At 38.1% G+C, this 13,627-nt stretch carries 12 protein-coding genes; 6 read left to right on the plus strand and 6 right to left on the minus strand.

Translation table 11 applies throughout. From position 1 onward, the window contains the following. Nucleotides 1–129: 129 nt before the first annotated feature. The gene (locus FC85_RS03495) at nt 130–1,119 is read right to left on the minus strand and encodes an NAD-dependent epimerase/dehydratase family protein (RefSeq protein WP_057864178.1); all 990 of its coding nucleotides are present in this window, start codon (nt 1,117–1,119) and stop codon (nt 130–132) included. 108 nt (nt 1,120–1,227) lie between these two features. On the opposite strand from FC85_RS03495, the gene FC85_RS03500 reads away from it, so the two are divergent. The 3 genes from FC85_RS03500 to FC85_RS03510 all read left to right on the plus strand — a co-directional run bounded on the left by FC85_RS03500 (nt 1,228) and on the right by FC85_RS03510 (nt 3,999). Beyond that, the gene (locus tag FC85_RS03500; protein WP_057864179.1) at nt 1,228–2,403 is read left to right on the plus strand and encodes an AraC family transcriptional regulator; all 1,176 of its coding nucleotides are present in this window, start codon (nt 1,228–1,230) and stop codon (nt 2,401–2,403) included. 15 nt (nt 2,404–2,418) lie between these two features. Continuing rightward, nucleotides 2,419–3,642, plus strand: a complete 1,224-nt coding sequence (locus FC85_RS03505; RefSeq protein ID WP_225427547.1) for an MFS transporter — start codon at nt 2,419–2,421, stop codon at nt 3,640–3,642. 165 nt (nt 3,643–3,807) lie between these two features. Next, a complete protein-coding gene (locus FC85_RS03510; RefSeq protein WP_057864180.1) occupies nt 3,808–3,999 on the plus strand; it encodes a hypothetical protein in 192 nt (63 codons plus the stop codon). 106 nt (nt 4,000–4,105) lie between these two features. Here FC85_RS03510 and FC85_RS03515 read toward each other — a convergent pair whose 3' ends face one another. From FC85_RS03515 to iolG (FC85_RS03535), 5 genes are all read right to left on the minus strand, one after another. Next, on the minus strand, nt 4,106–5,044 hold the full coding sequence (locus tag FC85_RS03515; protein WP_057864181.1) for a nucleoside hydrolase: 939 nt from the start codon (nt 5,042–5,044) through the stop codon (nt 4,106–4,108). 171 nt (nt 5,045–5,215) lie between these two features. Continuing rightward, complete coding sequence (locus FC85_RS03520) at nt 5,216–6,643, minus strand: sugar porter family MFS transporter (RefSeq protein ID WP_057864182.1); 1,428 nt, start codon at nt 6,641–6,643, stop codon at nt 5,216–5,218. Nucleotides 6,644–6,678: 35 nt separating this feature from the next. Next, on the minus strand, nt 6,679–7,707 hold the full coding sequence (locus FC85_RS03525) for a Gfo/Idh/MocA family protein (RefSeq protein ID WP_057864183.1): 1,029 nt from the start codon (nt 7,705–7,707) through the stop codon (nt 6,679–6,681). Nucleotides 7,708–7,733: 26 nt separating this feature from the next. Beyond that, nucleotides 7,734–8,645, minus strand: coding sequence for a myo-inosose-2 dehydratase (gene iolE, locus FC85_RS03530; RefSeq protein WP_057864184.1), 912 nt, complete (start codon nt 8,643–8,645; stop codon nt 7,734–7,736). Between the two features lie 29 nt (nt 8,646–8,674). Continuing rightward, entirely contained in the window at nt 8,675–9,700 is a 1,026-nt protein-coding gene (iolG, locus tag FC85_RS03535) for an inositol 2-dehydrogenase (protein ID WP_057864185.1), read from the minus strand. A gap of 332 nt (nt 9,701–10,032) precedes the next feature. On the opposite strand from iolG (FC85_RS03535), the gene FC85_RS03540 reads away from it, so the two are divergent. Genes FC85_RS03540 through iolG (FC85_RS03550) form a run of 3 tightly spaced genes read left to right on the plus strand, consistent with a single transcriptional unit; the run spans nt 10,033 to nt 13,591 of the window. After that, complete coding sequence (locus tag FC85_RS03540; protein WP_057864186.1) at nt 10,033–11,055, plus strand: Gfo/Idh/MocA family oxidoreductase; 1,023 nt, start codon at nt 10,033–10,035, stop codon at nt 11,053–11,055. Nucleotides 11,056–11,105: 50 nt separating this feature from the next. Then, nucleotides 11,106–12,539: a sugar porter family MFS transporter gene (locus FC85_RS03545; protein ID WP_371862941.1), complete on the plus strand. Its 1,434-nt coding sequence runs from the start codon at nt 11,106–11,108 to the stop codon at nt 12,537–12,539. Nucleotides 12,540–12,568: 29 nt separating this feature from the next. Next, complete coding sequence (gene iolG / locus FC85_RS03550) at nt 12,569–13,591, plus strand: inositol 2-dehydrogenase (RefSeq protein WP_057864188.1); 1,023 nt, start codon at nt 12,569–12,571, stop codon at nt 13,589–13,591. Nucleotides 13,592–13,627 lie beyond the last annotated feature (36 nt).

The following is a 13,627-nucleotide window of genomic DNA, read 5'->3' on the forward strand; positions in this document are numbered from 1 at the left end:
AAGTTGTCTATCATTATTTAAAAAAACGACTGTTAATTTTCCCATGTTAGTTGAGAAAATTCAGCAGTCGTTTTTCTGCTAATTCGAAATTGATTTGGCAAGGATAGCATGTAGATCAGTTTGTCTGAATTAGTGGCTGATCCGCTCCGCCTCCACACACTTCTGTAAGGTTTGTCGAATACTTTTAACAACATCATGGTCCTTAATGCCTAAGACATCCTTTGTGTCATTGGGATCAAGATACAGATCTTCCGTTTGCATTTCCGCGCTAATTACCATGTGAATGCCGTGTTCCTTTCCCTCGGCTTCAGCTTGTTGATCAAGTTGCTCATAAGTGGGTTTCATTTGTTCGAATGGGACAACCGGTACCTGTGTTTTGTCGGTTTGACCGAGTGCCTCGACGATCATTTGATAAAATTCCTGATATTTCATATTTTTGGCGCTAATTGCGTAAGTCCCACGATGCTTGCCATGAGCCATTGCACCGACCGCTGCCTCGGCCACTTGTTCAACGGTTACCATGGCAGTACCGCCGCGCAGGGCAGGGAAGACCGGTTGATTACGAGCTTGGTCAACAAACATTTTCCATAATGGCATTCTACCGGGCATTGTCCCAAAAATATAAGGTAAGCGCAATGATGAAACTTTCATTGAACCCTCGCCCTCTGCGAATGCGATTTGTTCCTGCAATAATCTTGTGTTGGGATAAGCTTGATCTCTTAAATGATATTGGGGAAGTCGTTCAGCAAATTCAGCGAAGTATGAGCCAAAGACAACAAAGTTTTTAACCCCGGCTTGTTTTGCCAATCGGGCAAGTCGTTGAGTGGGTAGGACGTTAGCTTCATAATAAAATTTCATGGCTGGTTTAGCGGGTACGACCCGTTCGTCTTTGCCGGCCGCATAAATAAACCCATCACAATCTGAAAGCAACGTGATAATGTCTGGATCACTCATTTGGTTGATATCACCCAGCTGAACGTCAACTTCGTGAGGTAAAAGATTATCTGCCGGCATTGGTGGTAATGCCACCGTTTTTACCTGATATCCTTGCGATAATAGTTCCTTAATCGTGTAATAGCCCAAAAATCCAGTGCCACCTAGAACAAATACTTTTGTCATAATAACAGCCTCCTTGTTTGTATCTTCACAAATAAGTATAATAGAGACAAACTTAAAACAATCATCAAAAATCGTTTAAATACTAACTTTTGCGAAGAGGTGGCATGCATGGTTAACCATTTTCCATATATCAGCTCAGATTATTTATCCGAGGCCTTCAAACCAGCGGAACTGGCAATTCGTCAGATCACGATGGCGCAATCAGAACGGGCACACTATCGAAATGAAATTGAATTTATTTTGATCATTAAGGGTCAAGCAAGCATTGAGATTAATCAATTACAATTTGACCTGCAACCGGGCAATCTTATCCAATTAATGCCATATCACGTTCATCGATTCATCATTGAACAAGGCCAATCTCTGGCAATCATTCAGATTCGCTTTTCAATTGGACTATTATTATTAACATCAACTAATCGGCAAACCTATTTAAAATCGATCAAAGAGTTGGATACCAACGTGCCAATCATTAAATTACCTCACCATGCATTTAGCCAATTGCGAGTGCTTTGCCAGGAAGTCATTTACGAGAAACAGGAAGCGGCTGCTACCAATTTTGAAGCGTTGCACATTTCTCTGATTTCATTTATCAGTTATTTATACATGAAATATCAAAAGCAATCTCAAGTGATGCAGTTAAATCCGGCTTGGCGGGTCCTTCAATATGTTCAGGTCCATCATCAGGAAAATTTGACGCCAATTAACGTTGCCCAACGGCTTGGTTTGGCGGCTGCTGAAGTGAAATCGTTAATCCGCCAATTAACCGGTCAATCCTTTAATCAAATTCTCAACCAGGTGCGAATTCGGAATGCCACGGCGCTACTGCAGTTTGAAGAATTATCGGCAAATCAGATTGGCACCATTTGTGGCTATCAAACCCAGGCAAATTTCTATAAGCAGTTTAAATTAATTCATGACATGTCACCGGAAATCTACCGGGAAACCAACTTGGCAGTTAACCAAGCGTCCGGCTCAATCGACGCCTGGTCAATTATTATGGTCATTTTAGAAAACTGTACTCAGGCATTCTCTTTAAATCAGCTGACAACAATGACGCATCTTTCGAGTAGTAAGATTGAGTCATTGCTTAAAAACAGTGTTCTGATGACATTTAAACAATTACTAAATCGCTTTAGGGTTCAAATCGGCCACAATTTGTTAATGGCGCTTGATTTATCAGTGGCGGAAGTTGCGGGCAAAACAGGTTTCACAGATAGCAGTGCGTTTATTCGAAATTATCGAAAGGTTTATGGGGATACACCGGGGAAACAAGTGGTTTAAAAAGGGGACGAGTGAATGCAAAAGCAAAATGATCAACAGAGGCGATTGCCACGCCGGGGGAAACCATTAATTCCCAAAATGGTTGTTCTATTAATGGTTATGTACATTGTCGATGTTAGTCTTGGGTTGCCGGACTCTTTATTGGGATCGGGCTGGCCGAAAATGCATCTGGATTTAAATGTCCCGTTGTCCTATGCGGGATTTGTTACGATGATCATTGCACTGAATACGATTTTTTCAAGCTTAAGTTCTAACATGGTGACCACCAAATTTGGGGCTGGGGTTGTCACTCTGGTGAGTATTTTACTGACTACGGTGGGAATGCTGGGATTTTCGATATCAAGCCAGTTCTGGATGCTTTGCTTATGGGCGATTCCATATGGGCTCGGAGCTGGGGCCATTGATGCCGCAACCAATAATTTTGTGGCGTTAAATTATGATTCACGTCAATTGAACTGGCTGAACAGTTTTTATAGCGTTGGGACAATTATCAGTCCCTATATTATGGGCTCCTGTCTAAGTACCAGTGCTGGGTGGCACTTGGGTTACATTATTGCCGGCTCAATCCAAATGACGATTGCATTGATTGTATTTGCAAGTTTACCCTTATGGAAAAATACTCGGCAAGTCAAACCGATTAATCACCAAACAAAACGACGACTGACTAATTGGCAAATGATGAAAATCCCGGGGATGAGAACGGCACTGATCACGTTTTTTGCCTATTCAACGGTTGAACAAACGGCGGGGCTATGGGCAAGTACATATATGGTGAGAGTCCACGGCATTTCGTTGGCAACTGCCGCAAAATTTGGGTCGTTATTTTATATTGGCATTACCCTTGGTCGATTTTTCGCGGGTGTGATTTCAGATCGAATTGGTGACCAGTGGCTGGTTCGAACCGGCTGTATTGTGATCTTTATTGGAATCGCTATGATTTCGTTGCCAATTTCAAATGACCATTTCGCCATCATTGGCCTGATTACGATTGGGTTAGGCTGTGCGCCAATTTGGCCGGCAATCTTACACGCAACGCCAATCAATTTTGGTGCCGATAAATCGCAGATCGTGATTGGCATTCAAATGGCTGCTGCCTACACTGGGACAACAACGATGCCACCATTATTTGGCTGGTTGGCCAGCCACTTTGGGATGAAACTATTTCCGGTCTTCTTGTTGGGGTTTGCTGTTGCGGTGTTGATTGCTAGTGAACGGCTGGCACGTGTGGCGGGTAGTTAAAGTAAAAAATTCATAAAGAGGGATTACATGAGAACCAATGTTATTAAGGTTGGAACAAATATGTACAATTGTGATTTTTTGAACAAAAGGGTATAATAAAGATACGAATAAAGGGGATTAGTATAACACGTTAGAGGGCTTCATCTATTTGGGGGATTGATTTCCATGAAAATTAATAAGTTTTTAAAAGTATTGTGTAATAAATTACTTGTGTCACAGGTGATTGGAAATAGTCATTTTTTCATAGGGATGGATAAAAATAATCAATCAATAATTCGAGATATTGACGCACTCGTTAAGGTTCAACAAACAGGGGATTTTCAAGCTGCTGAAGCCAACTCTCTTAAGAATAAATGACAGTACACAGTACTAAGTACAGTAACAAATACCCATCATGTAATTATAAAAGCAATATAGCAAGAATGCGCTTCTGCATTACTTGTTATATTGCTTTTAGATTTTATTATTTAGAAAAAGATTTTAATGAATCAATTATCTGCTGTGCAAATAGTTCTCTTTCAATATCAAATAAGACAAATGCATTTTTATTTTTTTTAGTTAAATCATAATAGTCAATGATTGTTTCGCCAGTCGTGAACTCACCCTTTGTTTCAATATCAACGTGGCATTCTTTTCCTGAAAAAATACTTGGATTCATTAACCAGGAGATACAACATGGATCATAGATTGGAATACCCTTGAACGGCCGTGTTCCCTGATCAAATTGAATGCCATAGTTATTTAATAGATCCACAACTGCACGTGAGACTTTATTTTTTATTTTAGACATTTTTTTCATATCCTCATCCAATAGTTGAGCTTTAAATGCAACATTAAGTGGAAAAAGGACAATTTTTATGCCTGATTCAATTACAATTTTTGCTGACTCGGGATCTTCAAGCATGTTAAATTCTGTCGTGGGCATTTTATTTCCAACACCCATACCACCACCTAAAATAACAATTTCTTTAATTTTATATTTCAGTTCAGTGTGTAATGAAAGGAAAAATGCAATATTTGTACAAGGCCCGGTGACGACAATTGTTACGGGGTCTTTTGATGTTTTTACTTTAGTAGCCAAAAGATCGATCGCCGATCCACTATATACAGGGAAATCAGGTTCTGGAAGATCAGCACCGTCTAAACCAGTTAGTCCGTGCATTGCGACATCAGTTTCAAGTTTTCGTAGTAAAGGTTTCTTTAAACCAGGGGCTACAGGGATTTCTGTTTGCCCCAGTAATGTCAAAATACGCATAGCGTTGTTTAGTGTTTTAGCGGGCATTTGATTCCCAGCGGATGTTGTTACTCCCATTAAGTCAATATTACTTGCTGCAACTGCTAGGATGAGAGCAATTGCATCATCATGACCAGGATCGCAGTCTAAGATAATCGGTGTTTTCATAGAAATACTCCTCGTGTTATATATTTAATTGATTACAATTCAATTAGTATTATATCGCCAAAAGCAAAAAGTTCTTTTTGTTTGTCTTTAACATTATGAAATGCTTAGACATATACAAAAAGAACCTTTTATTTAGCAAGCTCAAATTATTAAATTATTAGCCATGTGGTATTAAATTTTTGAGCTACCTGTATATGATTTGTCATATTTTGCACGGAAGAACGTTTCTACATCTTCCAGCTCAACACCTTTTGTTTCAGGAACTCGAGCATGAACAAAGAAGATTCCTAGAATACAACAAGCTGCAAAAATATAGAATGAATTTGCCAATCCTAATCCTGCAAGCATAACAGGGAAGAAGAGACCAACCAAGAAATTAGCAAACCAGAGAACAAAGATTGTTATACCTGTTCCTAATCCACGATATTTTGATGGGAAAATCTCAGAGTTAATCAACCATGTAACAGGTCCCAATGAACCTTGGAAGAACAAAATATAAACAAGGACTAGAATCATAACGGCTGTACCTGTCCATCCTGCACCACCGCCAAAAGTACTAATTAATCCAACGGCAATTAGGCAGGTAGCACACACAACTAGGCCGCTGTACTCTAATTTTTTACGTCCTAATCTATCGACGGTGTACATACCAATAATAGCGCCAATACAAGAAAATAAACCGTTAGCAACGTTGGAAATCAAAGCTGCTCTTTCTCCAAATCCACTTGCTTGTAAAATTTTGGTTCCATAATACATAATTGAGTTAATACCTGCAAATTGTTGAATGACTCCAAGTGTTGCGCCTGTTATTACAATTTGAAGGACCCAGGGTTGTTTTAAATCTTGCCAAGATGATTGTTTTTTTGAACCTTCCTGATCTTTTTTTACAGAGGCTTCAATTTCTTTAATTTCAGAATTGGCTTGAGCTTCACTTCGTATTTTTTTCAAAGAAACAAGAGCTTCACCAAATTTTCCTCTAGATGCTAACCAACGAGGAGTTTCAGGAACAAAATACATACCTAACCATAAAATAATACCAGGAATTGTTGCAACGCCTAACATAACACGCCAGATTGCAGCATTTGAACCGAATTGGCTACCTAACCAGGCATTGACACCAAATGATAGGAATTGCCCAAATACGATCATTAACTGATTCATTGAAACCATCTGACCACGCATTTCAGACGGAGCGATTTCTGCAAGAAACACAGGGACATTAGCTGATGCAGAACCGACTGCTAATCCGAGAATAAAACGAAATCCAAGAAGCATTAAAGCATTTGCCGAAAATGCACATCCAGCAGCTCCAAATGTAAAAATCAATCCTAAAAACAGTAATATCTTTTTACGACCAATTTTATCACTTAGCGGGCCTCCAAATACTGCTCCAAAAGCAGCACCTAAAGTTAATCCGCTCGAAACGACGCCTTGATTAAAGGGTGAAAGTGATAGCTGGCTCTTTAGAGACATAAATGATAATGATCCATTAACTACGGCAGTGTTATAACCGAAAAGCAATGAACCCATACATGTGATTATTGTAATAGTACGCATAAATCCTCTGCGCGTATCTTTATTACTTAAAGTTTTGTCCATGGGTTATACCCACCTTTCATTAATTAAACTGAAAATTACTTTTCGGTATAGAAGTCAGGTGTTTTAGGAAAATCTAATTCTTCGACCTTACCATTATCAGCTAAGGATTTCAGAGCAGCGTCGGCTGTAACAGCGGCAATATACCCATCCCATGCTGAAGGACCGACTGGTGATTTCTTAACTGAAACGTGGTTCATAAAATCGCGGAATTCAATATCGTAGGCACTCTCAAATCTTGCTTTCCAATCAGTTAGAATTGCCGTACTATATTCAGCATCCTTTCTAACTGCAACTTGTGGGACAGTTGGTAATTCTAATACACCTTTTTCCCCAATAACATCACATTTTATATCATATCCGTATTGGCAACGAACAAACACTTGCAAGTAAATATTAATTCCAGATGTTGTTTCCATCATTACAATCATTGGGTCCTGAATTTGGTCGTTTTGAACAGCTCGAGTCTTCTTAACGGGGAGAACACGGATATTTTTATAATCCTCTCCTAACAACCAGTGGTCTAGGTCAATTTCGTGAATAGCTGTTTCGATAATTGAACGTGAAGAATCGTATTCTTCAGGTTGGGTTTGGTTATAATGTCTTTCATCCATCATTAATGGCTTTCCAATGACATCGTTATCAATCATCTGTTTCATTTGGACATATTCGGGTGCATAGTGACGCATGAATCCAACTTGTAACATTCGATGACCGTACTTTTCCTCTTCTTTGATAATTTCCATGCAGTCTTTAGCGTCCAGAGCAAGCGGCTTTTCGCAAAATGTAAACTTTCCTGCTTGCAAGGCTGCCATGACGATCTCATGATGGGCCTCGTTACTTGCTGTACATACAACAACATCGACATTTGGATCGTCGACAAGGTCGTGATAGTCATGGTAATCTTTGGCCTTTAGTCCTTGACGATCTAATTCCTTCTGCGCTTTTCCTGGAATAATATCACAAACCGCTGTCACATCGACGTTTGCAATGGTTTTAGTTAGACGATGTAAATGATCTGATCCAATAAATCCAATCCCCACGATACCTACTTTTGTATTAGCCATAATAAATCTTCTCCCTTCGATTCTTTTTATTGTTGATAAGGTGCAAGTAATTCATTCTTTATATATTTATGTGCAATTTGAGCCATTTCTAATGGGTTAGCCTTATCCGGATCCTGCTCAGCTTCTACAATTACCCAACCTTTATAATCATGATCAACTAATTCTTTCATGACCGGTTTGAAGTCAAGATCTCCATCCCCGGGAACTGTAAACATACCATTTAGAAATGCTTGTTGGAAAGTCAAGCCACGTTTGCGAGAATCATCTTCCTGTTTCTTTCGTACGTCTTTAAAATGAACGTGCACAACTCTGTCGATGTGATCTTTTAGCAAAGACATGTAATCGCCATCGGAGACGTAAATATGGCCTGTGTCGTATAACAAACCGACAAGTTTTGGATCTGTATGTTCCATTAAACGGTCTGTTTCGGCTTTTGTTTGAATTCCAGTTCCCATATGGTGGTGATAGGCCACTTTGATACCATATTTATGTGCAATTTCACCATATTTATTTAGTCCTTCACAAACTTTATCCCATTCTTCGTCAGTGAAATGAGGTTTATCCGTGAATATATCTGCACTGTCAGAACGTTGGATTGTATATGTCTGCTCGGACACAACAGCAATAGGCGCATGAACAGCGGAAAGATATTGACAGTGTTTTTCAAAAGCTTCGCAAGCCTTTGAAATGCCATCTCTAATGATGAAACTACTGAACCATTGGCCAGCGATTTGCAAGTTACGTAGTCCAAGTTCGTAGTTTAATTGTTTAGGTCCTGGGAAAAAGCCACCGACCTCTGTTCCTTGAAATCCCGCTAAAGCGGCATCACTTAATAATTGTTGCAAATTATTATCTTTTCCAATAGAAGGGATGTCATCGTTTCTCCATCCAATTGGGGCAATCCCCCATTTAATATCTTTATTAACATCGTATGCCATAATTAAAACCCCCTAGTTTTGATGATCAATCAATATGAATAAATATCTCTTACTTCTACAGTGGTTCCGGTGTTGTATGACTTTTTGGCAGCTTCAGCCAATCTAATAGCTTTAATACCATCTGTAAAAGTACAAACCACTTTGTGTTTACCTTGAACAGCGCCAAAGAATGAACGCAATTCATTGAAATATGCTTCATTATATCTTTGCAGGAAAAAGTATTCCGGATTATCCCTGGTTGTACCATTGCTGGATGCATATGTGAGCTCAGACTCGGGAACATTTCCCGCGAGGGCTACACCGTTTGATCCAAACAATTCAATTCGTTGATCGTAACCATAAACGGCTTGACGTGAATTATCAATTACGCCTAACATTCCGTTACTAAATTTCAGATTGATGATAGCTGTGTCAATATCATTGTATTTTGATATTTTATCGTCAATTAATATATTTCCACTCACAAAAACAGATTTAACTTCATTGCCACTTATGAATCGAGCCATATCAAAGTCGTGAATTGTCATATCCATGAATATTCCACCAGAATGAGCAACATAATCATAAGACGGTGGCTCTGGATCACGGGATGTGATTTTTAGAATTTGTGGACGACCAATTTTTCCTTCATTTCTACAATCAACAATACGCATAAAACTTTTATCAAAACGTCTATTGAATCCAACTTGAAATTTGACAGCCTGATCGGTAACTGTTTTAAAGGCATCGATGATATCTTTATTGTTAAACCCCACAGGTTTCTCACAAAAAATATCTTTACCGGCTAAGGCTGCATCTTTAATCATTTGTGGATGTAAATCTGTTGGAACACAAATCAAGACTGCTTTGATGTTTGGATCCGACAAAACTTCTTGATAGTTCGTAGTAAAGTTTGAAACATCTGGATATTTTTCTTTCCAACTATCGTCAAAACGAATATCACAAATTGTTTTTAACTGAACATCAGACATTCTTCGCAGATTCTTATAATGAACATTACCAATTCTCCCTGCACCAATTAATCCAATAACAAGTTTTTTATTGTGAAAATCCATACATTAGATCCTCCTTTCTTCTTAGAGCTTATTTGGATGGAGACGAAATTAATTAGTGAGCAATCAAAAGTGAAAAACGGATTTTTGATTTGAAATAGTTGTCATTTAGTTATCGTCTTCACAAATGCATGATAACAGCCGTAACGAGGTTTGTAAAGAGAAAACTTGTTTTTTATTTTTAAAATGAAATCGCTTTCTACCTTTGATTTGACTTTCACATGCAGTTGTGAAATAATCGCATCGTAGAGTTAGCCTATCTCTAAAACTACATTTTTGTTATTTTATTTATGGATACATGTGCGGATGATCACTTTTGAAAGGGGAAGCTTATTATGAAGAATATTGATGCTGGAATAATTGGTCTTGGACGTTTAGGGTCGGTTCATGCAAAACATTTAATTGAGAAAATTCAGGGGGTTAATTTAATCTCAGCGTGTGCGTTAGACGATGAACAGCTTAAATGGGCTCACGATTCCTTGGGAATTCCAGGTATCTATAAAGATTACAGAAAAATGATAGATACAGAAGATCTAGATGCTATTTTTATTGTTGCCCCAACAGGGTTTCATCCAGAGATGACTGAATATGCACTTAACGCTGGATTGCATGTTTTTTGTGAGAAACCTTTAGGTCTCGACATGACAGAAGTTAATGGTATGACGCAAGCAATTAAAAATCATCCTAAACAGATATTTCAGACTGGATTTATGCGACGATTTGATGCTTCATACCAGTACGCTAAACGCATGGTAGATAATGGAGAAATCGGGAAAATCATTTATATGCGTGGCTACGGCATTGATCCAATTTCAGGAATGGCAAGCTTTACTAAATTTGCAAGTGAAGCTGATAGTGGTGGAATATTTGTTGATATGAATATTCATGATGTGGACTTAATTAGATGGTTTACAGGGCACGAACCCATCAAAACATGGGCGTTGGGCAGTAATATTGCTGCACCCGAATTAAAAAAGATTGGAGAATATGAGACGGGTGTTGCCCAATTGCAGCTCGACAATGGAGTAATAGCAACCTTGCTTGGCGGCAGACACGCGGCACATGGCAATCAGGTTGAATTGGAAATCATGGGTTCAAATGGCTGGATTCGGGTTGGTGAAATTCCTGAGAAAAATTTGGTTACTGTTTTTAACGAACATGGTGTCGTTCGTCCGGCAATGCAAAGCTTTTCCGAAAGATTTAATACAGCATTTACTGTTGAGCTACAAGACTTTATTAACAATATTCAAAATGGAACACAACCCGAAGCAACAGTCAACGATGGAATTAGAGCATTAACAATTGCAAAAGCTTGTCAACAATCTGCTGACTCAGGTGAAATTGTTGATATTCCTTAATAAGTTTTAAATTATTAAAGATTGAAAAAGGATTTGAATCATAGCTGAATATAGGGAAGAAAGAGGACAATGTGATGAATAATTCAAACGACAAAAGTCCATCATCCTATAATTCTTCGGCGGTAGGCAATTTAAAAAAAATTGCACTGCTTTCGACTTTTGGGGGACTTTTATTTGGTATTGATACAGGTGTAATTAATGGTGCGTTAACCTTTATGGCATCACCAAACGAATTAAATCTGACCTCAACTGATGAAGGCTTAGTGACTAGTGGGATTACATTAGGTGCTGCATTTGGAGCAATTTCCGCTGGAAGATTGTCAGATCACTATGGACGTCGGAGAGTTTTACGATATTTGTCGATTATTTTTATTGTTTTTACAACTGCTTGTGCGCTTGCTCCCAATGCTGTGACGATGATACTTTTTCGCTTTTGCTTGGGCCTTGCTGTGGGGGGAGCGTCGGTTATAGTTCCAACATTTTTATCTGAATTGTCAACACCATCTACTCGAGGAAGACTAGTTACACAAAATGAACTGATGATAACTGGTGGACAATTAACCGCATTTACAGTCAATGCTGTATTAGGAGTCATGCTAGGAGATAATCCACACATTTGGCGTTGGATGATTGCATTCGGTATAATTCCTTCTATTTGTTTATTGGTTGCAATGTTTATTGTCCCTGAATCACCACGATGGTTAATTATGAAGGGGAATACACAAAGAGCCTCCACTACTTTACGAAAAATTAGATCGACTGGTGACGAAGTAATCAAAGAAATTAGTCAAATCAAGATGGTGATTAAAGAAGAAAAACAAACAAAACAGGCGAAATTTCGTGATTTGAAAACACCATGGATTCGTAAATTAGTTTTAATTGGTACTGGTATTGGAATTATGCAACAAGTTATAGGCATTAACATTATGATGTATTATGGCACAACTATTTTAGTGCAGTCTGGATTCGGCCATCAGGCTGCCTTAGTTGCAAACATTTTTAATGGATTAGTTTCAACTATTGCAACGTATATTGGGATGACGTTAATGAACCGTGTGAACAGACGGAAAATGTTGCTTGTTGGTATCACCGGAACGGGATCTGCGCTACTAGCAATTGCGGTTATTTCTAGGATGTTTGCAAACTCAGCGATTTTGCCATTTTTGGTTATTATTACGACGATGATCTTTCTTGGATTTTTTCAAGGATGTATTTCTCCAACGACATGGTTATTAATGTCGGAGATCTTTCCACAAAACATTCGAGGACTAGGAATGGGGATTTCAACTTTCTTCCTCTGGATGGGTAACTTTGTAGTTGGATTTATTTTTCCAATTTTATTATCTAAAATTGGACTTTCGGCAACGTTTATAGTTTTCGTTTTGTGTAATATAGTTTCGTTTTGGTTTGCGTGGAAATTTGCACCTGAGACGAGAGGAAAATCTTTGGAGCAAATTCAGATGGAATTTAAATATGATAAATAACTATATAAAATAAAAGGGGATTTTTAATTATGGAAACAATTAAAGCTGGAGTAATTGGTTTAGGAAGAGCTGGGCAGATGCATTTGCACAATTTGATGACAATTCCAGAAATTGATATTCTTCAAGTGGCTGATGTGTTTATTGATAAATTTTCTGACAAAATTAGTGATTTAGGATTTACTAACCAGACATCAGATTACCATGATATATTAAACAATCCTGAAATAAATACGGTTTTTGTTTTTACTTCAACTGATACCCATGAGCAGATTGTAACTGATGCAGCAAATGCTGGGAAAAATATTTTTTGTGAAAAGCCTCTTAGTATGGATACTAATGAGGAAGCAAGTGCTAATGTTTTAAAAGCTGTTAAGGAAAACCACGTAAAGTTACAAATTGGATTTAACCGTAGAATGGACCCTCAATTTCATAATATCTATGAGCAGGTACGTTCTGGTAAAATTGGAACCCCCCAAGTTGTAAAAGTAACGTCTAGAGATCCTGATTTATTACCTCATGATTTAATTCAACGAATTGGCGGTCTTCTATTTGATTTTACAATGCATGATTTTGACATTGCACGATATATGATGGGCTCAAATATTACAGAAGTATATGCTAAAGGAGGAACGTTAATTGACCCAACATTGAAAGAAATAAATGATATTGATACATTAGCTTTAGTCGTTCAATTTGAAAATGGTGCTTATGGTTTAATTGATAATAGTCGAAAAGCGGTCTATGGATATGATCAACGAGTTGAAGTATTTGGGTCTGCAGGAATGTTAAAAGCTGAAAATGTTTCTAATTCAACTGTTGAACTATATACAAAGGATAATGAAACGAAGAAAAATCCATTACCTATTTTTACACAACGATACAAGGAAGCATACACAATTGAAATGAAAGCATTTGTTCAATCATTGCTGAATGGGGCACCACTGGTTGCGACAGGTGAAGATGTAATTATGGCACAGCGAGCAGCAATTGCAGCTCAAAAGTCGATAAAATCTGGCAAGCCAGTTAAAGTTGACCCGGTATTTAAATTATAATTATTGATGTAATAAAATTACTAATAAATTGATAAA

Origin of the sequence: Lentilactobacillus diolivorans DSM 14421, from assembly GCF_001434255.1 — a bacterium.
Taxonomy (GTDB): domain Bacteria; phylum Bacillota; class Bacilli; order Lactobacillales; family Lactobacillaceae; genus Lentilactobacillus; species Lentilactobacillus diolivorans.